Genomic DNA, 26,195 nt, shown 5'->3' with positions numbered 1-26,195 from the left:
CCCGTGACAAAGGCGCGCACTTGGCTTGTGGTTAAAATCGGGCTCATTATAACGGGTCTTTTCCCGTCGTTACCGCGAGCCCCTCAGATGCCAGCGCCAAAGCGAGTAAAAAACTGATGTCCACCACCTGGCATGTCCTGGGAGCCGGCAGTCTCGGCACGTTGTGGGCGACGCGCCTGGCCCGGGCCGGCCTGCCGGTGCGGCTGGTGCTGCGCAATGAGCAGCGGTTGCAGGCTTACCGGGCAAGCGGTGGCCTGACGCTGGTGGAACAGGGGCAGGCGCTATGTTACCCGGTGCCCGGCGAAACCGCGCAAAGCCCCGAACCCATCAAGCGCTTGCTGCTGGCTTGCAAGGCCTATGACGCGGAAGCGGCGGTGGCTTCGGTCGCCCATCGACTGAGTGCCGAGACAGAGCTGATCCTGCTGCAGAACGGCCTCGGCAGCCAGGATGCGGTGGCGAACCGCGTCCCCCTGGCTCGCTGCATCTGCGCCTCCAGCACCGAAGGCGCGTTCCGCGACGGTGACTGGCGCGTGGTGTTCGCCGGCCATGGCTACACCTGGCTGGGCGACCCCGCGCACCCGGTGGCGCCAGTCTGGCTGGATGACCTGGGCGCTGCCGGCATCCCACATGAATGGAGCGCCGATATTCTCACTCGCCTGTGGCGCAAACTGGCCCTCAACTGTGCGATCAATCCCCTCACCGTGCTGCACCATTGCAAGAACGGCGGCTTGCAGGAACACCGCTGCGAAGTGGCGACCTTGTGCGCGGAACTCAGCGACCTGCTTGAGCGCTGCGGCCAGCCCGCGGCGGCCGAAGACTTACCGGCCGAAGTCGAACGGGTCATCCAGGCCACCGCTCACAACTATTCGTCGATGTACCAGGATGTCGCCAACCAGCGCCGCACCGAAATCAGCTACCTGCTCGGCCATGCCTGCGCGGTCGCACAACGTCATGGGGTGGCCGCGCCGCATCTTGAACAAATGCGCCAACGCCTGATTGTCCACTTGGACAACCTCGGATTGCCCAGCGACTGAGCAGCGGCTACGCTGGCCCACGTGTTCCTTTTTAGCGACGAGTCAGATGCCATTGCGCCAGCGCCTTGAAAACCTCCCGGTCGGCCAGAAACTGCTGGCGGCCCTGTTGGTATTGTTGACCACCGTTTTGCTGGTGGCGAACCTGACCTTCATCAGCGCGGCCTACTACATTTCCCAGGAAAGCATGGCCCCGCAGGCCTTGCAGACCATCGGCCGGCTGGTGGCCAACCCGAGCCTGATCTCCGACGCGCTGCAGTCGCCGCAAAGCGCCCAGCGCCTGCTCGATGAACTCAACAGCTATGCGCCCCTGCGGGCAGCGGCGCTGTATGACGGTCGGGGTGAACGCCTGGCCGAGTTGCAACAGGGCGAAAAGCTCAGGTTGCCGGAGCATTTTCGCCATATGCAAACCTGGCAGGCCGGGGAATTTCGCAGTAACCAAGTCATCACCCTGCCCCGTCCCGGTACCCAACCCGGCCATTTGTTGCTGGTCGCCAGCAGCGAATTGCCCACCGCCTTCTACACCGGCACGCTGACCGCCAGCCTCGGCATACTGATTTTCAGCGTGCTGCTGTGGTTGATCATTGCCCAGCAGATCAAGCGGCTGATTACCCAGCCGATTCACCAACTCGAAGAACTGTCGCGCCAGGTTACCCGCGAGGAAAACTATTCCCTGCGTGCCGGCCGTGGCAACCATGACGAGATCGGCAGCCTGGCCGAGGCGTTCAACACCATGCTGTCGCGGATCGAAGCTCGGGAGCAGCAGCTCAAGCGCGCGCGGGACGATTCCCAGGCGGCCTACGACCAGGCCCAGGGCCTGGCGGAAGAAACCCGCCACACCAACCGCAAGCTGGAGCTGGAAGTCCAGGTGCGCAGCAAGATCGAGAAAAAGCTCACGGGCTTCCAGAACTACCTCAACAGCATCATCGACTCCATGCCGTCGGCGCTGATCGCCCTCGACGAACAACTCTATGTCACCCAATGGAACCAGGAAGCCAGCGCCCTTTCCGGCACTCGGCTGGATGAGGCGTTGAACCAGCCGATCTTCCTCGCCTTCGAACCGCTCAAGCCCTATCTGCCACAGCTCAAGCAGACGGTCGAGCAGCACACGGTCGCCAAGATCGAACGCGTCACCTGGACCAAGGACGATGAAGCCAAGCACTACGCCCTGACTTTCTATCCGTTGATGGGCGGCGCCGGACGGGGCGTGGTGATCCGCATCGACGACATCACCCAGCGCCTGTCGCTGGAGGAAATGATGGTGCAGTCGGAAAAAATGCTCTCGGTGGGTGGCCTCGCAGCGGGCATGGCCCATGAGATCAACAACCCGCTGGGGGCGATCCTGCACAACGTGCAGAACATTCGCCGGCGCCTGTCGGCGGAACTGCCCAAGAACCTCGATCAGGCCGAGCAATTGGGGATCGAGTTGCCGGTGGTCAATCGCTACCTGGAAAGCCGGGAGATCCCGCAGTTGCTCGACGGCATCCAGCAGGCCGGCGCTCGCGCCGCCAAAATCGTCACCCACATGCTCAGCTTCAGCCGACGCAGTACCCGGCAGATGGCGCCCTGCGACCTGCCGGCGCTGATCGACCAGGCGGTGGAGATCGCCGGCAACGACTTCGACCTGGCGATTGGTTTCGACTTCAAGGGCCAGGCGATCATCCGCCAGTTCGACCCGAACCTGGGCCCGGTCCCCGGCACGGCCAACGAATTGGAGCAGGTGCTGCTGAACCTATTGAAGAACGCCGCCCAGGCCATTCACCAGCGCCAGGACGACGGCGAGCCCGGCCGCATCATCTTGCGTACCCGCCTGAACCCGCCGTGGGCGGAAATCCAGGTCGAGGACAATGGCATCGGCATGAGCGAAAACGTGCGCAAACGCACCTTCGAACCTTTCTTCACCACCAAGGAAATCGGCCAGGGTACGGGGCTCGGGCTGTCGGTGTCGTATTTCATCATTACCAACAACCACAAGGGCCAGATGGAAGTGCAATCAGCGCCGGGCCAAGGCACTTGCTTCACCTTGCGCCTGCCCCTGGCGGGCACTTCGATGGTGGCGCAAGAACACAAGCAAGTGGAGCGCTGAACATGGGTTTTCGCCTGTCGAAAATTTACACCCGCACCGGTGACAAAGGTGAAACCGGGTTGGGCGATGGCCGCCGCGTAGCGAAGGACCATCCACGGGTCGAGGCCATCGGCGAAGTGGATACGTTGAACAGCCAGCTGGGGTTGCTGCTGGCCGGGCTGGCCAATGAAATGGGCCAGTATCCGGCACTGGAGGAAGTCGTCGAGGTGCTGGCGCCCTGTCAGCACCGGTTGTTCGACCTGGGTGGCGAGCTGGCGATGCCGGCTTATCAGGCACTGAACATGGCGGAAGTCGAACGCCTGGAAGCGGCCATCGACGTATGGAACGAAGAACTGGGGCCGTTGGAGAATTTCATCCTGCCCGGTGGCTCGACCTTGATAGCCCAGGCCCATGTGTGCCGGAGCCTGGCCCGCGGCGCCGAGCGCCGCTGCCAACAGTTGAACGCCGTGGAGCCGTTGGCAGGGCCGGGGCTTGCCTATATCAATCGGTTATCGGACCTGCTGTTCGTAGCGGCGCGGATCATTGCCCGTCGCCAGGCAATTGCAGAAGTGCTTTGGCAGGCGGCAGCCAAGCCTGCGGACTGATCGCTCAAGCCTCAGGCCAGAACGCCCGAATCCCCGCCACGCCCTGGGCCCCGGCCGCCCAGGCTTTCTGTTGCTCGCCAGGCCCGACCCCGCCCAGCAAATAAACTGGCTTATCGAAACCATCGATCAACCGCGCCGCTTCTTCCCACCCCAACGGCTGTGCATCCGGATGGGTCTGGGTCGGCTGTACGGGCGACAGTGTCACGAAGTCCACGTCCATCTGCTGCGCCAGGGATAATTCCTCGGCGTTGTGACAAGAAGCCGCCAGCCAGCGATCCTTGCCGAACGGTCGGCCGGCCGCTGCGTGCTTGTGCAGTTGCGCGGCGGTGATGTGCCAGCCCGCGGAAGGGAAATCGCCCAACCATTCAAACGGCCCCTTGAGCATCAACTGGGCCTTGCCCGCGCAAAGCCCTGCGGCATCCACCGCCAGATCGCGATATTTCGGATCATAGCCGTTAGGGGCGCGCAGCTGGATCAGCTTGATCCCGCCGGCGATAGCTTTCTGCATCCCCCGTAGCAGAGCCGGGGTTTCCAGGCCTTCAGGGGTAATCAGGTACTCGCCCGGCAATCGGGCCGCCGCGACGATTGGCTGATTGGCCGCCGGAAACTCGTAGTTCGCAAGCTCCCGAGTGGTCACCCAGGCCAGCGGTTGTCCTTCGGCACCATGGGGCTCGCCAGTGAAGGTCGAGACTTCCCAGACATCCAGCAACACCTGTTTGTCCGGATAATCGTGACGCACCTTGATCAGCGGTCGGGCAGCGCCGACGACGATGCCCAACTCTTCATGCAGTTCGCGGGCCAGGGCAGTTTCAACGGATTCATCCGCCTCGACCTTGCCGCCAGGAAATTCCCACAGGCCACCTTGATGCTGGGAATCGGCCCGTCGGGCGATGAGGATCTTGCCGGTGGCGTCACGAATGACCGCCGCCGCTACGTGTACTCGTTTCACCGCGAAATTTCCTCCAGGCCAGCCTGTTGCCAGGTCTTGAATGCCGGCCATTGATAAAGGGTTTCGACATAGGCCGCGTCGACTTCCGGCCATTGCACTTGATACGTGCGCAAGCGCACGGCAACCGGGGCGAAAAATAGCAGCTCGGTCCCGAGCGGTTTAAGTCCGATACTCAGCGTTGATCTTCACGTACTCGTGGGACAGGTCGGTGGTCCAGATCGTTTCGCTGCAATCGCCACGCCCCAATTCGATGCGGATGGTGATTTCTTCCTGCTGCATCACCGCCGCGCCTTGGGCTTCGGTATAGGTGGAGGCGCGGGCGCCTTTGCTGGCGATGCAGACGTCGCCGAGGAACACGTCGATCTTGCTCACGTCCAGCTCCGGCACGCCAGCCCGGCCGACGGCGGCAAGGATCCGGCCCCAGTTCGGGTCGGAGGCAAACAATGCAGTCTTGATCAGCGGTGAATGCGCGACGGTGTAGCCGACGTCCAGGCATTCCTGGTGATTGCCACCGCCGTTGACCTGCACGGTCACGAACTTGGTCGCGCCTTCGCCGTCACGGACGATCGCCTGGGCCACTTCCATGCACACCTCGAACACGGCCTGCTTCAGGGCGGCGAACAGTGGACCGCTGGCTTCGGTGATTTCCGGCAGGTTGGCCTTGCCCGTGGCGATCAGCATGCAGCAGTCATTGGTGGAGGTGTCGCCGTCGATGGTGATGCGGTTGAACGACTTGTTCGCGCCGTCGAGCATCAGGTCTTGCAGCACCTGGCGCGAGACCTTGGCGTCGGTGGCGATGTAGCCGAGCATGGTCGCCATGTTCGGGCGGATCATGCCCGCGCCTTTGCTGATGCCAGTCACGGTAACGGTCACGCCGTCGTGCTGGAACTGGCGGCTCGCACCCTTGGGCAGGGTGTCGGTGGTCATGATGCCGGTGGCGGCCGCCGCCCAGTTGTTTTCCGAGAGGTCATCGAGGGCGGCCTGCAACGCGCCTTCGATCTTCTCAACTGGCAGCGGTTCGCCAATCACGCCGGTGGAATACGGCAGTACCTGGCTGGCGTCGACGCCGGTCAGTTCCGCCAGCCTGGCGCAGGTGCGCTCGGCGGCAGCCAGGCCTGGCGCGCCCGTGCCGGCGTTGGCGTTGCCGGTGTTGGTCAGCAGATAACGCACCGACCCTTGCACGCGCTGCTTGGCCAGGATGACCGGCGCGGCGCAAAAGGCATTGAGCGTGAACACGCCAGCCACCGTCGAGCCTTCGGCACAACGCATGACCACGACGTCCTTGCGCCCGGGGCGCTTGATGCCCGCCGAGGCAATGCCGAGTTCAAAACCGGCAACCGGGTGCAACGTTGGCAACGGACCAAGACCAACAGCCATGAATGCGCTCCTAAATTAGATGTATATCGACGCCGCCTTATCAGGACGGCGAATCAAAATGGCAAAACGCCGCGACGGATGGAGTCCGGTCGCGGCGTGGGTCGTTCAGCGTTGGAACGGGGTTACTGGATCTGCCCGTGGCAATGCTTGTATTTCTTGCCCGAACCGCAATAGCACAGTTCGTTGCGGCCCAACTTCTGTTCGTTGCGTACCGGCGTGGTTGCCAAGGCGACATCCACATCGACACCCTCTTCCATCGCCTGGACGACTTCCAGGCCTGGGGCTTCGGCGTGTTCGAACTGCATGCGCGCGGCCAAGGCTTCGGCTTCCTGGCGCAGGCGGGCTTCTTCTTCGACCGGGTCTTCGCGACGAACCTGGACGTGGGAGAGGACCCGGATCGAGTCGCGCTTGATCGAATCCAGCAGCTCGGAGAACAGCGTGAAGGACTCGCGCTTGTACTCCTGCTTCGGATTCTTCTGGGCGTAGCCGCGCAGGTGGATACCGTGACGCAGGTGGTCCATGGTCGACAGGTGGTCTTTCCACAGGTCGTCGAGGACGCGCAGCACAATCTGCTTCTCGAAGGAGCGCAGTGCCTCGGCGCCGGCCTGGTCTTCTTTTTCGTTGTACGCAACGATCAGCTCGGCAAGCAGCTTCTCGCGCAGGGTTTCTTCGTACAGCTTGTCGTCTTCATCGAGCCACTGCTGGATCGGCAACGACACGCCAAAATCGCTGCGCAGGGAGGCTTCCAGGCCCGCGACGTCCCACTGTTCCGGCAACGATTGCGGTGGAATGTGTGCACTGACGGTAGCGTCGAGCACTTCCCGACGGAAATCGGCGATGGTTTCGCCAATGTCGTCGGCGGCCAGCAGGCTGTTGCGCATGTGATAGATCACTTTGCGCTGCTCGTTGTTGACGTCGTCGAACTCCAGCAATTGCTTGCGGATATCGAAGTTGCGGCCTTCAACCTTGCGCTGCGCCTTCTCGATGGCGTTGGTCACCATGCGGTGTTCGATCGCCTCGCCCGGCTGCATGCCCAGGGCCTTCATGAAATTCTTCACCCGGTCAGAGGCGAAGATGCGCATCAGGCTGTCTTCCAGCGACAGGTAGAAACGGCTGGAGCCGGCGTCACCCTGGCGACCGGCACGGCCACGCAGCTGGTTGTCGATACGGCGCGATTCGTGACGCTCGGAAGCGATCACCTGCAAACCGCCGGATTCGAGCACCTGTTGGTGGCGCTTCTGCCAGTCGGCCTTGATCTGCGCGATTTGCTCGGGGGTCGGGTTTTCCAGGGAAGCCACTTCCACTTCCCAGTTGCCGCCCAGCAGGATGTCGGTACCACGGCCGGCCATGTTGGTAGCGATGGTCAACGCACCCGGGCGACCGGCCTGGGCAATGATCTCGGCTTCCTTCTCGTGGAACTTGGCGTTGAGGACCTTGTGCTCGATGCCTTCCTTGTTGAGCAACGCGGACATGTGCTCGGAGGTCTCGATGGTGGCGGTACCTACCAGGATCGGACGGCCCTGGGCCATGCATTCCTTGATGTCGGCGATGATCGCCGCGTACTTCTCATCGGCGGTGAGGAACACCAGGTCGTTGTAGTCTTTACGCGCCAGCGGCTTGTTAGGCGGGATCACCATCACTTGCAGGCCGTAGATCTGATGGAATTCGAACGCTTCGGTGTCGGCGGTACCGGTCATGCCGGACAGCTTGTTGTAGAGGCGGAAGTAGTTCTGGAAGGTGGTCGAGGCCAGGGTCTGGCTCTCGGCCTGGATGTTCAGGCCTTCCTTGGCTTCGATGGCCTGGTGCAGGCCTTCGGACAGGCGACGGCCCGGCATGGTGCGACCGGTGTGTTCATCCACCAGCACGACCTGGCCGTCCTGCACGATGTACTCGACATTGCGATGGAACAGCTTGTGGGCACGCAGGCCGGCGTATACGTGGGTCAGCAGGCCCAGGTTGTGCGCCGAATACAGGCTCTCCCCTTCTGCCAGCAGGCCGACGCGGGTCAGCATTTCCTCGACGAACTGGTGACCGGCTTCGTTGAGCTCGACCTGACGGGTCTTCTCGTCAACGGTGTAGTGCCCGGCCTGGGTCACTTCGCCTTCGACTTCCTCGACGTGCAAGGTGAGCTGCGGGATCAGCTTGTTGATCTCGATGTACAGCTTGGAGCTGTCCTCGGCCTGACCGGAAATGATCAGCGGGGTACGGGCTTCGTCGATGAGGATGGAGTCGACTTCATCGATCACGGCAAAGTTGAGTTCACGCTGGAATTTTTCATCCATGCTGAACGCCATGTTGTCGCGCAGGTAGTCGAAACCGAATTCGTTGTTGGTGCCGTAGGTGATGTCCGAGGCGTAGGCGGCACGCTTCTCTTCTGGCGGCTGGAACGGTGTGACCACGCCAACGGTCAGGCCGAGGAATTCGTAGAGCGGGCGCATCCAGTTGGCGTCGCGGCGGGCCAGGTAGTCGTTGACCGTCACCACGTGCACGCCTTTGCCGGACAATGCGTTGAGGTACACCGCCAAGGTGGCCACGAGGGTCTTGCCTTCACCGGTGCGCATTTCGGCGATCTTGCCTTCGTGCAAGGTCATGCCGCCGATCAACTGGACGTCGAAGTGGCGCATGCCCATGACCCGCTTGCCGGCTTCGCGGCAGACCGCAAAGGCTTCGGGCAGGAGTTGGTCGAGGGTCTCGCCCTTGGCGAAGCGGTCCTTGAGTTCGGCGGTCTTGGCGCGTAACTGATCGTCCGAAAGGGCCACCATTTGCTCTTCGAAGGCATTGACGATCTGTACCGTCTTGAGCATGCGTTTGACTTCACGCTCGTTCTTGCTTCCAAAAAGTTTCTTTAACAAAGGCGCAAACATATCGGCAGGATCTTCCACACTAAAGGGATGGAGGGCGGCCCCATGAGTCGCCCGTGCAGCCCTCATGGCCGCATGCGAACGAGCATTCTACCCGGAAACGATGGTGAGGAAAGTGGCGTTATTCCACGATGCTGGCACAGCGCTGTGACGGGGCTTCCCTAAAATAAGGGCTTTTGCGCGAACTTCAACCCACAAAACGCAGAAGTTAATGATTGATTGTGCAGGTTAAATGCCGCTCGGCAGCTGCGCCCGGAGCGCATCGGACGCTTTCTGCTACCATGGCGCCTCTGTCACTTGCGGTATTCATTCATGGCCTTCCGCCCTCTTCCAGCCAAGGCGCCCGCCGTGCTTCTGCGCGAAGCCAAACCGCTGAAAGCGATCTTCGGCCACGCCAAGCGCCTGGGCCACCTGCAACGGCTGCTGGACAGTCAGTTGCAGCCGGCCGCACGCGAGCATTGCCACGTGGCGTCATGGCGCGAAGGCAGTTTGCTGCTGATCGTCACCGACGGCCACTGGGCCACGCGCTTGCGCTACCAGCAAAAGCGCCTGCTGCGTCAATTGCAGGTTTTCGATGAGTTCGCCAACCTGACGCGGATCCTGTTCAAGGTTCAGCCGCCCACCGTACAGGCCGCCGTCAGGGGCCATACGCTGGACCTGTCCACCGATGCGGCCGCGACTATCCAGGCCACGGCCGAAGGCATCAGCGATCCCAAGCTGCGGGCGGCGCTGGAGCGATTGGCGGCGCACGCCAAACCCAAGGACTGAGTATCTTGGGCGCCTGTCCCTCAGCTTGCGCCGTGATTAGCGGCGCTTGCTGCCTCCCAGCAACGACCCCATCAACCCACGTACCAATTGCCGACCCAGTTGGTTGGCCGCCTGGCGCATCGCCGATTTCAATGCCTGGCCGGCCGCGGTGCCGAGGAACTCACCGGCCTTTTCAGTAAAGCTCGGCTCTTGCGCGGTCGGTTTTTCCGGCGCCGCTTCAGCCTGCGGCTCCAACCCCTTGCGCCCCATCAGCACTTCATAGGCAGACTCGCGGTCGATGGGTTTGTCATAGCGCCCCTGCAACGCTGAGCCGGCGATCAGTGCGGCGCGCTCGGCCTCGGTCAGCGGCCCGATGCGCGACTGCGGCGGCGCCACCAGCACGCGCTGGACCATTTCCGGCGTGCCTTTTTCTTGCAAGGTGCCCACCAGGGCCTCGCCGATGCCCAGTTCGGTCAGCACCGACAAGGCATCGAATTGTGGGTTCGGTCGAAAACCGTCCGCCACCGCCCGCAGGGATTTCTGCTCCTTGGCGGTAAACGCCCGCAAGCCGTGCTGGATGCGCAGCCCCAACTGCGCCAGCACATCGTCCGGCAAGTCGCCCGGCGACTGGGTCACGAAATACACCCCGACGCCCTTGGAGCGAATCAGCCGCACCACTTGCTCCAGCCGCTCCTGCAACGCCTTGGGCGTACCGGCAAATAACAAATGCGCCTCGTCGAAAAACAGCGCCAGCAGGGGTTTGTCCGCGTCGCCGCGCTCGGGCAGTTGCTCGAACAGCTCGGCCAACAGCCACAACAGGAACGTCGCGTAGACCTTGGGTGCCTCATGGACCAGGCGACTGGCGTCCAGCAGATGAATCCGGCCGCGGCCATCACTGGCCGGTTGCAAGATGTCTTCGAGCTGCAACGCCGGCTCGCCGAACAGCGCATCCGCGCCTTGCTGCTCCAGTGTCGACAAGCGTCGCATCAAGGCCTGGCTGGAACCGGTGGTCATCAGGGCCGCATCGTCCCCCAGCAGCTCGGGATTGTCCTTGAGGTGGTTGAGCAGCGCCTTCAAATCCTTGAGGTCCAGCAGCAACAGCCCCTCGCGGTCAGCCACCTTGAACGCCGCGTACAACGCCGATTGCTGGCTGTCCGTCAGCTCCAGCAGGCTACCGAGCAGCAACGGCCCCATTTCACTCAAGGTCGTGCGCAGCGGATGACCGGATTGGCCGTGGATATCCCATAAGGTAACCGGATAGGCCTGGGGCGTGTGGCCAAGCCAGGGCATGCCAGCGATGCGCTCGGCGATCTTGCCTTGGGGATTGCCGGCGGCACCGAGGCCACAGAGATCGCCCTTGATGTCCGCCGCGAACACCGCCACGCCGGCATCGCTGAACATCTCGGCCAGGCGTTGCAAGGTGACGGTCTTGCCCGTGCCGGTGGCACCCGCCACCAAGCCATGTCGGTTCGCCAGGCGCATGGCCTGGGCCACTGGTTGGCCGGCGAGGTCGGCGCCGATGATGAGTTGCGATGAGTCAGGCATTTGGTCACCCGTGATGTTTGCGATATGACGCCATTTTGCACGCTTATATAAAAGCATGCCTGGGACATTAAGACCCTGGCGCTGGAAACAAAAACAACGCCATGTCGCGTGCCGTATCGCTACGTCACCGTAACCCAACCGAACATCTATTCTTACTAAAGGTCAACAAGGGAGAACACAGACCGGAGGGACGTTCATCGTGCATATAGCGGACATCACCATGTTCTACGCCCCCGCCAGCGGCGGCGTGCGCACTTATCTGGATGCCAAGCACCGGCGCCTGGGCAATCGGCCCGGCATACGCCATAGCCTCTTGATTCCCGGCGCGCATTTGAGCGAGCAGGACGGCATCTACAAGGTTCCAGCGCCTCCCCTGCCCTTCGGCAAGGGCTACCGCTTCCCGCTTCGCCTGGCCCCCTGGCGTAATGTCCTGCGCGATCTGCAACCGGATCTGATTGAAGTCGGCGACCCCTATCTCACCGCCTGGGCTGCCCTGGATGCCCGGCGACAGCTGGACGTCCCGGTGATCGGTTTCTATCACTCCGACCTGCCCCTGCTGGTGAGCAACCGCATGGGCAACTGGTTCACGCCCAACATCGAAGCCTATGTCAGCAAGTTGTACGGCAACTTCGACCGGGTATTGGCGCCGAGCCAGGTCATGGCCGATAAGTTGACCGGGCTGGGCGTCAGGAATGTCCATGTGCAGCCTCTGGGTGTCGACCTGCAAACCTTCAACCCCGCCGCGCGAGACCCGGAGCTTAGGGCCGAGCTGGGCATCGCCGAAGACGCGCGATTGTTGATTTTCGCCGGTCGCGGCTCCAAGGAAAAAAACCTGCCGGTGCTGCTCAAGTGCATGCAACGCCTGGGCGAGCGCTATCACCTGTTGCTGGTGGGCTCTTCGATGCCAGCCCTGGTGCCGGACAATGTCACCGTGATCGACGAGTTCTGCCCGGCGCCGCAAGTCGCCCGGCTGATGGCCAGCGCCGACGCGCTGCTGCATGCCGGCGACCAGGAGACGTTCGGCCTGGTCATCCTCGAAGCCATGGCCAGCGGCATTCCGGTGGTGGCGGTCGCGGCGGGCGCGTTCAGCGAAATCGTCCAGGAAGAGTGCGGCCTGTTATGCACGCCCAACAACCCGCAGGCCATGGCCAATGCGGTGCGCCAACTGTTCGCCGAGGGCTGTCAGCAGCGCGGCGCAAGGGCACGCCGCCACGTAGAACGTCATTACGCCTGGGATTCGGTGGTCAACAGCCTGTTGGGCCACTATTACAGCGTGCTGGGCGCAGAGATGCCGCTGCTGGCCAATGGTTGAGGCGAAACCCATGGCGATGACCCGTTCACCCAGCCTGCTGGTGGTGCTTCATGACGTCGCGCCGCAGACCTGGCCCGACTACCAGCCCTTCGTCGAAGCCGTCGACGCCCTCGGCCAAGTGCCAATGACCTGGCTGGTGGTGCCGGATTTCCACCATGCCAACGCTCTGGACGATCATCCGGACTTCAGGCGCTTGCTCGACAGCCGTGTCGAACGCGGCGATGAACTGGTCCTGCATGGTTACTACCATTGCGACGACGGCCCGCCCGCCGTTCATCCCAAGGACTGGTTCATGCGCCGGGTCTATACCCATGAAGGCGAGTTCTACCACTTGTCCGAGGAAGCCGCCCTCACCCGCCTGCACGCAGGCGTTGAACTCTTCCAGCGCTATCAATGGCCGCTGGAAGGCTTTGTCGCGCCGGCCTGGCTGATGAGTGAGGGCACCCGTCGCGCCTTGCGCCAATTGCCCCTGAGTTATACCAGCGACACCCAGCACCTTTACCACTTGCCGGACTTCACCAAGGTCGATGCCCCCGGCCTGGTCTGGAGTGCCCGGAGTGCCTGGCGCCGGGGCCTGTCGAAAATCATCAGCGATCAGCGTCAACAGCGTTGGCGCCAGGCACCGGTGATTCGGCTGGGCCTGCACCCGGTGGATATGCGCCACGACTTTTCCCGAGACTATTGGCTGCAGACCCTGGAGCGTCTGCTTGAGGATGGCCGGGTGCCGATGACCAAGGCCGGCTGGCTGGCAACCCAGGGCCTGCGGGTCAGCAGCGCCGCATGAAACGATTGTTATGGCTGGGCGCCGCCCTGCTCACGGCGTTGCTGGTTCCGATGTTGTTGGGCGGCGGCGAGATGTGGTCACGCGTGCAGCGCTTTCCGCTGTCGTTGTTGCTGATCATGCTCGGCATGATCGTGCTCTGCTGGGGCCTGAACTCGGTGCGCCTGCGCTTGTTGCTGGGTGAACATCGAGGACGCATTGGCGGGCTCAAAAGCATGGGCGTGGTGATGTCCACCGAGTTCGCCATGTGCGCGACACCCGGCGGCAGTGGCGGCCCGTTGACGCTGATGGCGCTGCTGGCGCGCAACGGCGTGCGCCCGGCCCACGGCAGCGCGGTGTTTGCGATGGATCAGTTGAGCGACCTGCTGTTCTTCCTCTGCGCCTTGCTGGGCATTCTGTTCTACGCACTCTTCCAGAATCTCAGCCAACGCATGGAATGGATGCTCGCCCTGAGCGCGATGTCGTTGTTCGGCGGGCTTCTCTGCTGCGCGCTGGTAGCCCGCTATCATCGCCGGCTGATTCTGCTGGGTGCGCGGCTGCTGCGTCATCTAAGGGTGAAATCCACGACCCGTCGGCGCTGGGGCCGCAAGATCCTGAACTTCCTCGCAGCCTTTACCGACACTCTGAAATTGCCCCGGCAGACGCTTTTCCAGGTGTTCGGCCTGACGTGCCTGCACTGGGCCTTGCGCTACAGCGTGTTGTACCTGGCATTGAGAGGGTTGGGAGCGGACTTGCAGTGGGCCTGGAGTTTTCTCATCCAGATGCTCTCCCTCAGCGCCGGGCAGTTCAGCCTGTTACCAGGCGGCGCCGGGGCGGCAGAGCTGACCTCAGCGGCGTTGCTGGCGCCCATGGTGGGCAAATCCACCGCAGCGGCGGCAATCCTGATCTGGCGAGCAGTGACCTATTACTTTTATCTGGTGGCCGGCGGTCCGGTGTTCTTTTTGATGGTCGGACGCCCTCTGATCAAGAAGCTGATCAGGGCCCGACAAGCCTGAGCGCTCAACGCTTGCGTTCGGGATCGTCTGGCGGCGACTGCTTTTGCAGTGTTTCCCAGAGCTGGGCAGCGTCGGGAAATTCCGTGCCGTCCTCCGGCCCCAGTGCTTCGGGATCGTAGCGACTCAAGCAACCCTCGCCCACCGTAGGCGGGGCCTTGGCGGTGGCTTTGTCCAAGGGATCGGTCATGGCGTTATGTGTTCCCTCAAGTTTTCCAACAGTCATCGTGGCGAGGGAGCTTGCTCCCTCGCCACGGCGTCAGAACACCACGGTCTTGTTGCCGTGCACCAACACGCGGTCTTCCAAGTGATAACGCAAGCCACGCGCCAGCACCATTTTTTCCACGTCACGACCGAATCGAACCATGTCTTCGATGCTGTCGCTATGGCTGACACGCACCACGTCCTGCTCGATGATCGGGCCGGCGTCGAGCTCTTCGGTCACGTAGTGGCACGTCGCGCCAATCAGCTTCACACCGCGCATCGAAGCCTGGTGGTAGGGCTTGGCACCGACGAACGACGGCAGGAAACTGTGGTGGATATTGATGACCTTATGGGCGTATTCGCTGCACAGCGACGGCGGCAGGATTTGCATGTAGCGCGCCAGCACCACCACCTCGGCATCGTGCTGCTTGACCAGCCGCGAGACTTCGGCGAACGCCGGCTGCTTATCCTGCGGATTGACCGGTACGTGGTAATAAGGAATGCCGTGCCACTCCACCATGCTGCGCAAGTCGTCATGGTTGGAAATCACACAGGCGATGTCGCAATCGAGCTCATCGCTGTGCCAGCGGTGCAACAGGTCAGCCAGGCAATGGGACTCACGGCTGGCCATCAGCACCACGCGTTTTTTCTGCGCGGTATCGGTGATACGCCAGTCCATCGAAAACTCTTCGGCAATCGGGGCAAACGCCTCGCGAAACGCTTCGATGCCAAAGGGCAGCGAGTCGGCGCGGATCTCGTGGCGCATGAAGAACCAGCCACTTTGATTGTCCGAATGGTGGCTTGCTTCAGTGATCCAGCCGTTATGGGACGCCAGAAAGTTACTGACTTTAGCAACGATGCCGACGCGGTCCGGGCAAGCGATCACCAGCCGAAAAGTGCGCATGAGGAAACTCCAGAACTTCGCAAAAGGCGGCCATTCTAGCCATTGCGCAGCAAAACTGCAGTACCCATGAGGCGCCGAGCCCTTCTTGACGCCCGCCGCGTGCAGCCTGCCCCATCACCGAAGGCTATTTGTGTGAACAGCTGCACAGACTGCCTCACATATTAATTCGCAATGCCCGTTTTTGTGGCATTGCACTATTTAATTAAATAAACACGGGTTAAATGTTTACTTGATGAAACTGTCTGATTACTATTGCTTCACTGTCTCCTTGTCACCAGCGTCCTACATAAGGTAGTCCAAATGTCCCTGATCACCGAATACAACGCCACAAAACAAGCAATTGAAGAACTGCAACAACGTCTGGCCGACCTGTCTAAAGACGACAAACTGCAAAAAGAACTGGAATTCGAAGGCAAGCTGCGCACGCTGATGGGCGAGTACTCCAAGTCCCTGCGCGACATCATTGCCCTGCTGGATCCAGAAGCCAAGTCGAGCAAAGCCCCCCGTGGCGCGGTAAAAACCACCGGCACCAAACGCGCTCGCAAAGTTAAGCAGTACAAAAACCCGCACAACGGCGAAGTCATCGAAACCAAAGGTGGCAACCACAAGACTCTGAAAGAGTGGAAAGCCAAGTGGGGCGGTGACGTCGTTGAAGGCTGGGCAACCCTGCTGGGCTAAGCCTCGCCGGTCAGCGCTGCTCTTTGCGGGCGACGCTTACGGACCCGAAAACGCCAGTCATTACTGGCGTTTTTTTATGCCCTCATTTCAAGTCCTGACTTCAATCGCCGCATCGCCGCTCAAAGGCTTAAACGTTTACGCAATTGTTGGCTATAACCCTGCCATTGCAGGAGTATCTCTTGCTGCAACGGCGTTGAGAGCCCCATCCACTCAGCCATTGCTTCATCAAAACTTTCCAGGGTATTAGGCGCCCCCCATTCAGGGGACGACAGACGTTGCTGGCAAAATAGTTTCCAGCGTTGCTGTTCGTTCGGATCCAAGGTGTCCGGGAAGTTGCGCGCACGGTATCGAAACAATAATTCCGGCAGGCGTTCGTCGTCGAACGGCCAATGCTCTTGCGCCAGTTGAGCGGGATCGGCCATGCGTACTTGTTCACATAATCGACGATCACGATCACCCAGGAAGCCTGTGTATAACTGCTGCTCGGGATCTTCGCTGGCAGCGAAGTCTTCCTGCCCATAAATGTGTTGGAGTTTATCTTGCCAGACCTGTTGTGCGTCACTTAGCCGCAGCGCCCGCTCCTGAAAACCGTCCATATCCAGCTGCAACCGATGCTGGTCTTCGGCGCGCAAGACAGTCAGCGGTGCGATGACCGGGCACTTGTTGATATGAATCAGCTTGAGCGGTACCGGGAGTTCCCCATCGAGCAGTTCTTCGCGGCGGGTATACAGGCGTTGACGGAGCAACTGCGCATCATGGTCCAGCAACCCCTGGGGATCGAGGTGCAGGTCGCAGACGATCAGGGCGTTGCGGTTCTTCGGATGCCAGGCCAGCGGCAGCACCACACCGATGTAGTTGCGCGCCGCCGAGAAACGCCCGGATATATGCACCATCGGCTGCAACAGGCGGATCTGGTCCAGCACCTTTTGTTTACTGCGCAACTGGAACAGCCAGTCATAGAGCCGTGGTTGCTTCTGGCGGATCAACCGGGCCAGGGCAATCGTCGCGCGCACGTCCGACAGCGCGTCATGCGCCTGGCCATGGTCGATGCCGTTGGCGGCGGTCAGGCGTTCCAGCTTGAGGGTGACGCGACCCTCCTCCTGCGGCCAGATAATGCCATCGGGTCGCAACGCGTAGGCAGCGCGCACCAGGTCGATCAAATCCCAGCGACTGTTGCCGCCCTGCCACTCCCGCGCATACGGGTCGAAAAAATTCCGATACAGGCTGTAGCGCGTCATCTCATCGTCGAAGCGCAAGGTGTTGTAGCCGGCGCCACAGGTTCCGGGAGCGGCCAGTTGCGCGTGGACACGGGTCATGAAATCGGCTTCGCTCAAGCCCTTTTCGGACAGGCATGCCGGGGTGATACCGGTAATCGCGCAGGCCGCCGGATGAGGCAGGATATCGTCGCTGGGCCGGCAATAGAGGTTTACCGGTTCGTCGATTTCGTTGAGTTCGAAATCGGTACGGATCCCCGCCACCTGCAAGGGTCGGTCGCAACGCGGATTGATGCCGGTGGTTTCGTAGTCGTACCAGAAGATGGAAGTCACGGGGGGTTCCTGAGCTGAGGACTGGCGAAGTCTAGGCGTTCGAACCCGGCGCCCGCCAGCATTGCCGTCGTTGAATCATGTTGCAGGCGGTTAAATGACCCACACACTGTATCGTGTGCCCGCCAGAAGACTGCTAGCATCTGGGCCGAGATCGAACGTCCGAACCGGTCCATCACAGGTAGCCCATGCCCGAGACACCAGCACTGCAAAGGAACGCGCCGCTGCCGCCGCCACTGGACACGCGCTACCAGGTAGAAACGCCCGAAGGCATTGACCTGCCGCTGCGCCCGGCGGGGCTGATGCCTCGCGCGCTGGCCTTCGCCATCGACCTGGGCATACGCGGGCTGGTGCTGGGCCTTTTCTTTATCGTCCTGGCATTCTTCGGTGAACTGGGGATCGGCCTGGGTTCGATCCTGCTGTTTGTCGTCAGCTGGTGGTACATGGTGCTTTTCGAAGTGCTGAACCAAGGCCGTTCTCCCGGCAAGCAGATGATGGGGTTGCGCGTTGTGCAGGACGACGGCAGGCCGATCGGCTGGTCCGCATCGCTGATTCGCAACCTGCTGCGCTTCGTCGACATGCTGCCCTTCGGCTACACCTTCGGGGCAATCTGTTGCCTGCAGAACCCTACCTTCAAACGCCTGGGGGACTTGGCGGCCGGCACTTTGGTGGTCTATCGCGAGCAACCGGTCAAACGCCCCGTACTGCCTTCCGCCCGTTCGATACGGCCGCCTTTTGCCCTGGGCCTGGCTGAACAACGCGCCGTACTGGGTTTCGCCGAGCGCCAGGCAGAACTGTCCGAGGCACGAGTCACCGAACTGGCAACGATCCTCGCCACGCCGCTCAAAGTGCATCCGACAGGCGCCGTGGCCGAACTCAACGGCATTGCCCGCGGCCTGCTGGGGCCAATATGAAGCAAAGCCTGTTCGAAAGTCGCCACCAAGCGCAATGGGACCAGTTGTCCCGGCTGCTCGACCAGTTGGAACGCAGCCGTGGCGTTGCCCAGAGCAGCGATTTTCCTCAAGTCTATCGACGGCTCTGCCATCATCTGGCGCTGGCACAGACGCGCGGTTACAGCAGCCTGCTGGTGGATGCGTTGCAGCAACTGGCGCTGCGCGGCCACCAGCAACTCTATCGGGATCGCAGCCACCCCTCGACCAGCGTGTCGGCCTTTATCCTGGCCGGTTTCCCCCAACTGGTGCGCGCACAATGGCGGTTCGTCCTGGCGGCTGGCCTGATGTTCCTGGGTAGCCTGATCGGCATCGGGGTATTGGTCTATCTGTTTCCCGAACTGGTCTATAGCCTCCTGAGCGTCGAGGAAATCAGCGGGATGCGCGCCATGTACGATCCGGCGGCGGGGCACCTGGGACGCTCGATCGAGCGAGCCGCCAGCGAGGATTGGGCCATGTTCGGTTATTACATCATGCACAACATCGGCATTGCCTTTCAGACCTTTGCCAGTGGCTTGCTGTTTGGCCTGGGCAGCGCGTTTTTCCTGTTTTTCAACGGCCTGACTATCGGGGCGGTGGCCGGGCACCTCACCCAGATCGGCTCCGGCGCAACGTTCTGGTCCTTCGTGATCGGCCACGGCGCCTTCGAACTCACTGCCATCGTGCTGGCCGGCGCCGCGGGCCTGCATTTGGGCTGGGCGTTGATCGCGCCGGGGCGCCTCACCCGCGGTGAAGCCTTGCGGCTCGCCGCGGGCAAAAGCGTGCTGATGATCGGCGGCGTGATATTGCTGTTGCTGATCGCCGCATTCGTCGAGGCCTACTGGTCCTCCAGCGCGGTGACACCGGCCACCAAATACACCGTCGGCGCATTGTTGTGGCTGCTGGTGCTCGGTTACCTGCTGTTTGCCGGACGAGGCCACCATGCGCCTGAGTGACGCCACCGTCGTCATCCGTCCACGTACCACTTGGGAAGCCATGGACCTGGGTGTGCTGATGAGCCAGCGGCATCGGCGACTACTGATGACCAGCTGGGCGCTTGTCACGCTGCCGGTCTATGCGCTGCTGGCATTGTTGCTGTGGGATTCGCCGTCCCTGGTAATGTTTATATTCTGGTGGCTGAAACCAGCCTTCGACCGGCTGCCCTTGTACATCTTGTCCAAGGCGCTGTTTGGCGAGACGCCCACCTTGAAGCAGGCCTTGCGCCAATGGCCGGCTTTGCTCAAGCCCCAATTGCTGGCCAGCCTGACCTGGCGCCGGCTGAGCCCGAGCCGCAGCTTCCTGATGCCCGTCGTGCAACTCGAAGGGCTTGCCGGCGAAGCGCGGGAGCAGCGTTTGCGGGTGTTACTTCAACGCAACGGCGGTGCGGCGCAATGGCTGACCATCATCGGCGTGCACCTGGAAATGGCGCTGTGGTTCGGCCTGATGGCGCTGTTCTATTTGTTCATACCGCAGCAGGTCGAGTTGGAATGGGACTGGCAGACATTGATCGCCGTTGCCGAGCACGACTGGTTATGGCTCGAACACCTGATCAACTTGCTCTATCCGCTGCTGCTGATTCTTTGGGAGCCGGTGTACGTCGCCTGCGGCTTCAGCCTCTACCTGAACCGGCGCACCATGCTTGAGGCCTGGGACATCGAATTGGTATTCCGCCGACTGCGCCAGCGCCTGAGCGCCGTAGCGCCGATGCTGATACTGCTGGCATTGACCCTGCTACCGCTGGCGCCACCGGCCTGGGCCGCCGAAGACAGCAACGCGCCCGACAGTCCCCGACTGCTCAACCAACCGCTTACCAGCGAGGCCTCCCGGGACAGCATCAAGACGATCCTCGAAGCCCCACCGTTCAAGAATCCGGAAACAGTCACCCGTTATCGTTTCGGTGAAGAGCAAACCAGCGAGTCAACCGAGGCTGGCCAAGCCCCGGGCTGGCTCAAATCGATGTTCGAATGGAGCGCCAAACGCTTCGACACCATCGCCACGCTGATCCAAGTAGTGCTCTGGGCCGCGCTGGTGGGCGCGGTCGTCTGGCTGGGCTGGCATTATCGCGAGCGACTCAAGGCCCTGGTGAACCTGCGCCCGACGAAGCGCCTGAGCGCAGAGCGGCCCACGCCCGCCCGAATGTTCGGCCTGGATATTCGTGAGGAAAGCCTGCCGGACGACGTCGCGACCAGCGCCGAGCAGCTATGGTCCGGTGCTCCCCGAGAGGCGCTGGGCTTGCTGTATCGAGCATTGCTGAGCCGTTTGCACCATGAGTTCGACGTTCCTCTGAAACCCGCCGATACCGAAGGCCAAGTGTTGCAACGTGTCGAACAGCTCCAGCACGAGCACTTGTTGGTCTTCAGCAATAACCTGACGCTGCACTGGCAGAACATTGCCTATGGGCACCGTGCCCCGCCGCCCCATCTGCAACAGGAACTGTGCAATGGATGGCGTCAGCTGTTCGGCCCGGGGGCGTCCCGATGAGCCGGCGCACAGGGTTGCTGATCGGGGTCGGGGTCGCCGCGTTGACCGGTGCCTTGGCCATTTACCTGTACCTCAAGGCCGTGCCTTATCAGGAAGTCATCGAGCATGGCCCCTCCCCCGAGGCTCAGGCCAATCCCTACCTGGCCGCCGAACACTTCTTGCGCAAGCACGGCATCAACGTCGAGCATGCCAACAGCCTGGACGTCCTGCCGACCCTGGAGCCGCACCAGCGCAGCCTGTTGCTGCTGGGCGAACGCAGCAACATGACCCCACGGGACGTCGACCAGTTGATGAATTGGACCCGCGCCGGAGGGCGTCTGCTGTTCGTTGCCGAGGCCCTGTGGGATGACAGCACCGGCAGCAGCGGCGATCTACTGCTGGACCGCGTGCGCCTGCGCCAGTTGCTGAGCAAGGACCTCAAGGAGCCCGATCCGGAGCTCATCAAGGACCCCTACCCGAAACTGACCAAGCTGTACCTGGAGGACGAAGAGGCGCCGGCCTATCTCGGCTTCGACACCGACTTCCACCTTGAAGACCCGCTGAACCTTGTCCAGGCCTGGGCCAACAGTGCGCAGGCGACCCACTTGATGCAACTGAACCACGGCCTGGGCACGATCACCGTGCTCACCGACGCCGAGCTGTGGAAGAGCGACCAGATCGACCAATACGACAACGCCTGGCTGCTCTGGTACCTGAGCGCCGACACGGACGTCACGCTGCTATTCAATACCGACCATGACAATCTGCTGACCTTGCTGCTGCGCTATTTCCCCCAGGCCTTGGTGGCGCTGCTGGCCCTGGTTGCCCTGTGGTTCTGGCGTTCGGCGGTGCGCCATGGTCCGCTGCAACAACCGGCGCCCAAGGCGCGCCGCCAACTGCAAGAACACCTGCAAGCCAGCGCCGCGTTCCATCTGCGTCATAACGGTCAACAACAGCTGCTGCAGACCTTGCAGCAGGACGTGCTGCGTCGGGCTCGCCAGCTTCATCCGGGCTTCGAGCAATTGGTCGTCGCCGATCAATGGCAGGTGCTTGCGCGCCTGACTCGCCAACCCACCCGAACCATCAGCCAGGCCCTCAGCCCCCGGCCGAAACAGCGCTTGTCCAGCGCCGAGTTCTGCCGCCAGGTCACCCTTTTGCAAACCCTTAGGAATGCCTTATAGATTTTTCCGCAGAAAGATCCGCAAAAACACTGGAGATAACCTATCGTACGGTATCCCTATAGCTAGTAATAACAGGCGTTATAGGACGTTTTATTTTCCGCAAAAATTTCCGCAGGCATTACCCAAAAAATAGCCGTTTGTGTTCGCTGGAAGCAAAACGATGATCACTTCGAAAACGTACCTTGATCCCGTACTGCCAGAAAATCTGCCCGACTCGATCATTCAGGCCGCGGATCAGTTGCCGCGCAAGGCAGAATTTCTTGCCGGACGGCTGGCCGATGAGACATCCAGGCAATTGGCGGGCCTGTTGCGCATCACCAATACCTATTATTCGAACCTGATCGAAGGACATCGCACCGAGATTGCCGAGCTGCAGGCTGCTCGCACGACTCCGAAACGGAAAAGAAAGGCACTCAAAGAGCTGGCCGTGCAACACATGACGCAGCAGGAGGTGATGGAGCGGCTGCTTCGCATGCGACCAACGGAGAGTTTCTCCGCCCTGTTCGATCCGAAGTTAATCACGGCCATCCATCGTCGATTGTTCAAGGACGCTTCCACGCAGGAACTGACCCTGAGCGATGGGCGCCTGATGGAACCCGGCAGGCTGCGGGCCGAAGAGAATGAACAGGTCCAGGTCGGCGCACATGTCGCTCCAGCGGCGGTCGTTGTATTACCCATGCTTGAACATCTGCAGTTGCACTACGGACGAATCAGGGATCCGCGGCGCCAATTGATCGCAGCCCTGGCCGGCCATCACCGGGTGGCGCTTGTTCACCCCTTCCTGGACGGCAATGGTCGAGTGATTCGGATGCTCACCCACCTGCAACTGGTTCACCTGGGGCTAAAACCTTTCCTCTGGTCGCTGTCTCGCGGACTGGCTCGCAGGCAAGAAGACTACTATCGCTTCCTGGCCTTGGCTGATCGCCCTCGTGAAGGTGACTGTGACGGGCGCGGCCAACTTTCACAGCGTCATTACTTCAATTTCATCGAATTCATGCTCGATGTCTGCCACGACCAGATTGAATACATGACCACCTCGCTAAACCCAGCCAGGTTGCGCGAGCAGGTTGTTCATGTGTTTTCAACGGACCCTGAGCTTCGCCGTGTCGGCATCCGGCCCACCAGTGCTGCCGCCGTGCTGGCGCTACTCACCCAAGGGGCTATGCCGCGTGCGGAGTTCAAGGTGTTCACAGGCTTGAAGGACCGGCTGGCAACGGAAGAACTGGGGCGCCTGATCGAAGCGGGGATCGTGGTCAGCGGCACCCCCCGGTCCCGGACGGTGGAAGCGGGCTTGCCGGCACGCTTCGCCGGGTTGATCTTTCCAAACCTGCATTTGCAAATGGGCTAAGGTGTGCCGGCGACTCAGCTATCACCGCCCGGCACTGAAGGATGAAAGCGTTAGATCACGAGTAAATAGGATTTAACCGTTAGGAGAACGCAAGAATTGACGACTGAACAGAACGAACCTGCCGCCGGCCAGACCCACGCCGCCCAACAGCGCCAGCGTGCCAGTCAGTTGGCCCAGGCCATCCGCACCGAATTGCACAAGGCGGTGGTCGGCCAGGGCGCGGTGATCGACGATGTGCTCACGGCGCTGATCGCCGGTGGTCATGTCCTGCTCGAAGGCGTTCCCGGCCTGGGCAAGACCTTGCTGGTGCGGGCCCTGGCTCGCTGTTTTGGCGGCGAGTTCGCGCGCATACAGTTCACCCCGGACCTGATGCCCAGCGACGTTACCGGCCACGCGGTATACGACTTGCAGACCGAGCAGTTCAAACTGCGCAAGGGGCCGGTGTTCACCAACCTGCTGCTGGCCGACGAGATCAACCGCGCGCCGGCCAAGACCCAGGCCGCACTGCTCGAAGCCATGCAGGAACGCCAGGTCACCCTCGAAGGCCGCGCCTTGCCCATCGCTCAACCGTTCATGGTGCTTGCCACCCAGAACCCTATCGAACAGGAAGGCACCTACCCACTGCCGGAGGCCGAGCTCGACCGCTTCATGCTCAAGGTGCGCATGGATTACCCCGACGCCGACCAGGAATTGAACATGGTGCGCCAGGTCAGTCGCTCGACCCGCGCCGACATGCTCGACGTGCAACCATTGCGCACGGTGTTGCAGGCCAAGGATGTGCAAGCGCTGCAACGCATTGCCAGCGACCTGCCGATGGACGACCAGGTGCTCGACTACGCCGTGCGCCTGGCCCGCAGCACCCGCACCTGGCCAGGCCTGACCCTGGGCGCCGGGCCTCGGGCTTCGATTGCACTGGTGCGTTGCGCCCGCGCCCGGGCGTTGTTGCGTGGGGGTGAATTCGTGGTGCCGGACGACATCAAGGGCTGCGCCCTGGCCGTGCTGCGCCATCGTGTGCGGCTGGCGCCGGAGCTGGACATCGAAGGGCTGTCGGTGGACCAGGTGCTGGGGCAACTGCTCGACCAAGTGCCGGCGCCACGGTTGTGAGCATCGATAGAGTGATGAACATACTTATTGGGGGAAAGGAAACTCCTGTGGCAAGGGGATATATCTGTGGCGAGGGGATTTATCCCCGTTGGGCTGCGAAGCAGCCCCAAAACAATCAGCTCAATCGGCCTGACACACCGAGTTGCCTGGCTTTAGGGCCGCTTCGCGCCCCAGCGGGGATAAATCCCCTCGCCACAAAAGCCCGCTCTGCATCTCCTCTAAAGGGAATGTGTCGATGAAACCCTCGCGCCTGCTGCTGACCTGGCTGGCGATTCTGCTGGCCGTCGGCATCGTGCTGGGTGCATTGCGTGCGCTGGGTGTCGCGGTGCCTGAAACGCTGCTGTCGATCCATTGGGGGTTGCTGCTGGCCTTGCTGGCCTTGGCGATACTCGACGCGGTGCGCCTGCGACGCTTGCCCTCGCCACGCGTACAACGGCAAATGCCTGGCAGCCTGGCGCTGGGCCGCTGGAGCGAAGTGCGCCTGACGATCAGCCACGACTTTACCCAGCCGCTGGAAACGGTGGTTTTCGATCACTTGCCCGACGGCCTGAGCTTTGAACACTTGCCTCTGTCCGCTGAGCTACAGCCCGGTCAGCTCACCCAACTCGGCTACCGCGTTCGCCCACTCAAACGCGGTCACTTCACCTTCGAACACTGCGAGATCAACCTGCCCAGCCCGCTAGGCCTGTGGAGCGACAAACGCCTGATCAAGGTGCTCGACAACACCCGCGTCTACCCGGATTTCGCCCGGTTGTACGATGGCCAACTGTTGGCCGTGGACAACTGGCTCAGCCAACTCGGCATCCGTCAGCGCCAACGCCGCGGCCAGGGCCAGGAATTCCATCAGCTACGTGAATTTCGCGAAGGCGACAGCCTGCGCCAGATCGACTGGAAAGCCACCGCCCGCCACCGCACGCCCATCGCCCGGGAATACGAAGACGAGCGCGATCAGCAGATCATCTTCATGCTCGATTGCGGCCGGCGCATGCGCAGCCAGGACGGCGAGCTGGCGCATTTCGATCACGCCCTCAACGCCTGCCTGCTGCTCAGCTACACCGCGCTGCGCCAGGGCGACGCCGTGGGCCTGAGTACGTTCGCCAGCGAACAGCCACGCTATCTCGCGCCGGTCAAAGGCACCGGCCAGCTCAACGTATTGCTCAATACTGTCTACGACCTCGACAGCAGCCAACGTCCCGCCGACTACCAGGCTGCCGTCACCCAACTGCTCGCCCGGCAGAAACGCCGCGCCCTGGTGGTGCTGGTGACCAACCTGCGGGATGAAGACGATGAAGAACTGCTGACCGCCGTGAAACGGCTGGGCCAACGGCACCGGGTATTGGTGGCGAGCCTGCGGGAAGAGGCACTCGACCGGCTGCGCCAGGCGCCGGTCCAGACACTGCCCGAGGCGCTGGCCTATTGCGGGACGGTGGAGTATTCGAATGCCCGGGCCACGCTGCATGAACGGCTGAGCGCCCATGGGATGACGGTGCTGCAAGCCCGGCCCGGGGAGTTGGGGGCCGAGCTGGTGACGTTGTATCTGGGGTGGAAGAAGGCGGGGGATTTGTAAGAGGATCATGC

Annotated in this window: 22 protein-coding genes and 1 pseudogene; 15 read left to right on the top strand and 8 right to left on the bottom strand. The window is 61.9% G+C overall.

The window, feature by feature from the left end:
• The first annotated feature begins 116 nt into the window (after positions 1–116).
• Genes HU742_RS05465 through HU742_RS05455 form a run of 3 tightly spaced genes read left to right on the top strand, consistent with a single transcriptional unit; the run spans position 117 to position 3,701 of the window.
• Positions 117–1,034, top strand: coding sequence for a putative 2-dehydropantoate 2-reductase (locus HU742_RS05465; RefSeq protein WP_186643618.1), 918 nt, complete (start codon positions 117–119; stop codon positions 1,032–1,034).
• A 46-nt stretch (positions 1,035–1,080) separates the two neighbouring features.
• Positions 1,081–3,117 carry a sensor histidine kinase gene (locus HU742_RS05460; protein ID WP_186611677.1) on the top strand — a complete coding sequence of 679 codons (2,037 nt, stop codon included), beginning with the start codon at positions 1,081–1,083 and terminating at the stop codon, positions 3,115–3,117.
• 2 nt (positions 3,118–3,119) lie between these two features.
• Positions 3,120–3,701: a cob(I)yrinic acid a,c-diamide adenosyltransferase gene (locus HU742_RS05455; RefSeq protein WP_186635576.1), complete on the top strand. Its 582-nt coding sequence runs from the start codon at positions 3,120–3,122 to the stop codon at positions 3,699–3,701.
• Positions 3,702–3,705: 4 nt separating this feature from the next.
• Here the strand turns inward: HU742_RS05455 and HU742_RS05450 are convergent, their stop codons facing one another.
• The 4 genes and pseudogenes from HU742_RS05450 to secA form a co-directional block, all read right to left on the bottom strand.
• Positions 3,706–4,650, bottom strand: coding sequence for a Nudix family hydrolase (locus HU742_RS05450; RefSeq protein WP_186643617.1), 945 nt, complete (start codon positions 4,648–4,650; stop codon positions 3,706–3,708).
• Positions 4,647–4,787 (bottom strand): annotated as a pseudogene (locus HU742_RS05445) (glutathione S-transferase); the annotation flags it as partial. The pseudogene HU742_RS05445 and the gene HU742_RS05450, both read right to left, overlap by 4 nt.
• A 22-nt stretch (positions 4,788–4,809) precedes the next feature.
• Positions 4,810–6,027 carry a bifunctional glutamate N-acetyltransferase/amino-acid acetyltransferase ArgJ gene (gene argJ, locus HU742_RS05440; RefSeq protein ID WP_186635570.1) on the bottom strand — a complete coding sequence of 406 codons (1,218 nt, stop codon included), beginning with the start codon at positions 6,025–6,027 and terminating at the stop codon, positions 4,810–4,812.
• 122 nt (positions 6,028–6,149) lie between these two features.
• Entirely contained in the window at positions 6,150–8,891 is a 2,742-nt protein-coding gene (gene secA, locus HU742_RS05435) for a preprotein translocase subunit SecA (RefSeq protein WP_186635567.1), read from the bottom strand.
• 309 nt (positions 8,892–9,200) lie between these two features.
• Here secA and HU742_RS05430 point away from each other — a divergent pair, with 309 nt between their 5' ends.
• Positions 9,201–9,656, top strand: a complete 456-nt coding sequence (locus HU742_RS05430; protein ID WP_186643615.1) for a DUF721 domain-containing protein — start codon at positions 9,201–9,203, stop codon at positions 9,654–9,656.
• A 36-nt stretch (positions 9,657–9,692) separates the two neighbouring features.
• On the opposite strand, the gene HU742_RS05425 is transcribed toward HU742_RS05430, so the two are convergent.
• On the bottom strand, positions 9,693–11,180 hold the full coding sequence (locus HU742_RS05425; protein WP_186635564.1) for a helicase HerA-like domain-containing protein: 1,488 nt from the start codon (positions 11,178–11,180) through the stop codon (positions 9,693–9,695).
• A gap of 199 nt (positions 11,181–11,379) precedes the next feature.
• On the opposite strand from HU742_RS05425, the gene gpgS reads away from it, so the two are divergent.
• The 3 genes from gpgS to gpgF are packed head-to-tail and all read left to right on the top strand — an operon-like array spanning position 11,380 to position 14,268.
• A complete protein-coding gene (gpgS, locus tag HU742_RS05420; protein ID WP_496197670.1) occupies positions 11,380–12,492 on the top strand; it encodes an N-acetylglucosaminyl phosphatidylglycerol synthase in 1,113 nt (370 codons plus the stop codon).
• 10 nt (positions 12,493–12,502) lie between these two features.
• Positions 12,503–13,276 (top strand): N-acetylglucosaminyl phosphatidylglycerol deacetylase, encoded by a 774-nt coding sequence (gene gpgD / locus HU742_RS05415; protein WP_437179875.1) that lies wholly within the window; start codon positions 12,503–12,505, stop codon positions 13,274–13,276.
• Positions 13,273–14,268 carry a glucosaminyl phosphatidylglycerol flippase gene (gene gpgF / locus HU742_RS05410; protein ID WP_186643613.1) on the top strand — a complete coding sequence of 332 codons (996 nt, stop codon included), beginning with the start codon at positions 13,273–13,275 and terminating at the stop codon, positions 14,266–14,268. The genes gpgD and gpgF overlap by 4 nt, the downstream gene beginning before the upstream one ends.
• Before the next feature lie 4 nt (positions 14,269–14,272).
• Here gpgF and HU742_RS05405 read toward each other — a convergent pair whose 3' ends face one another.
• Together HU742_RS05405 and purU are read right to left on the bottom strand one after the other, a co-directional pair.
• Entirely contained in the window at positions 14,273–14,455 is a 183-nt protein-coding gene (locus HU742_RS05405) for a hypothetical protein (protein ID WP_186643611.1), read from the bottom strand.
• Between the two features lie 69 nt (positions 14,456–14,524).
• Positions 14,525–15,373: a formyltetrahydrofolate deformylase gene (gene purU, locus HU742_RS05400; protein ID WP_039591673.1), complete on the bottom strand. Its 849-nt coding sequence runs from the start codon at positions 15,371–15,373 to the stop codon at positions 14,525–14,527.
• 300 nt (positions 15,374–15,673) lie between these two features.
• Here purU and mvaT point away from each other — a divergent pair, with 300 nt between their 5' ends.
• Positions 15,674–16,051, top strand: a complete 378-nt coding sequence (mvaT, locus tag HU742_RS05395; RefSeq protein WP_186611687.1) for a histone-like nucleoid-structuring protein MvaT — start codon at positions 15,674–15,676, stop codon at positions 16,049–16,051.
• 119 nt (positions 16,052–16,170) lie between these two features.
• On the opposite strand, the gene sbcB is transcribed toward mvaT, so the two are convergent.
• A complete protein-coding gene (sbcB, locus tag HU742_RS05390; protein ID WP_186643610.1) occupies positions 16,171–17,598 on the bottom strand; it encodes an exodeoxyribonuclease I in 1,428 nt (475 codons plus the stop codon).
• Positions 17,599–17,783: 185 nt separating this feature from the next.
• On the opposite strand from sbcB, the gene HU742_RS05385 reads away from it, so the two are divergent.
• From HU742_RS05385 to HU742_RS05355, 7 genes are all read left to right on the top strand, one after another.
• On the top strand, positions 17,784–18,509 hold the full coding sequence (locus HU742_RS05385) for an RDD family protein (RefSeq protein ID WP_186635549.1): 726 nt from the start codon (positions 17,784–17,786) through the stop codon (positions 18,507–18,509).
• On the top strand, positions 18,506–19,480 hold the full coding sequence (locus tag HU742_RS05380; RefSeq protein ID WP_186643609.1) for a stage II sporulation protein M: 975 nt from the start codon (positions 18,506–18,508) through the stop codon (positions 19,478–19,480). Before HU742_RS05385 ends, HU742_RS05380 begins: the two co-directional genes overlap by 4 nt.
• A complete protein-coding gene (locus HU742_RS05375) occupies positions 19,467–21,005 on the top strand; it encodes a DUF4129 domain-containing protein (protein ID WP_186635543.1) in 1,539 nt (512 codons plus the stop codon). Before HU742_RS05380 ends, HU742_RS05375 begins: the two co-directional genes overlap by 14 nt.
• Positions 21,002–22,165, top strand: a complete 1,164-nt coding sequence (locus tag HU742_RS05370) for a DUF4350 domain-containing protein (RefSeq protein WP_186643608.1) — start codon at positions 21,002–21,004, stop codon at positions 22,163–22,165. Before HU742_RS05375 ends, HU742_RS05370 begins: the two co-directional genes overlap by 4 nt.
• Positions 22,166–22,325: 160 nt before the next feature.
• Complete coding sequence (locus tag HU742_RS05365; protein ID WP_186635537.1) at positions 22,326–23,513, top strand: Fic family protein; 1,188 nt, start codon at positions 22,326–22,328, stop codon at positions 23,511–23,513.
• Positions 23,514–23,609: 96 nt separating this feature from the next.
• A complete protein-coding gene (locus HU742_RS05360) occupies positions 23,610–24,617 on the top strand; it encodes an AAA family ATPase (protein ID WP_186635534.1) in 1,008 nt (335 codons plus the stop codon).
• A gap of 235 nt (positions 24,618–24,852) precedes the next feature.
• A complete protein-coding gene (locus HU742_RS05355; RefSeq protein WP_186635531.1) occupies positions 24,853–26,184 on the top strand; it encodes a DUF58 domain-containing protein in 1,332 nt (443 codons plus the stop codon).
• Positions 26,185–26,195 lie beyond the last annotated feature (11 nt).

Origin of the sequence: Pseudomonas marvdashtae (assembly GCF_014268655.2) — a bacterium.
GTDB classification, from domain to species: domain Bacteria; phylum Pseudomonadota; class Gammaproteobacteria; order Pseudomonadales; family Pseudomonadaceae; genus Aquipseudomonas; species Aquipseudomonas marvdashtae.
The sequence above is the reverse complement of the archived record's forward strand: the minus strand, read 5'-3'. Positions and strand labels throughout refer to the sequence as shown.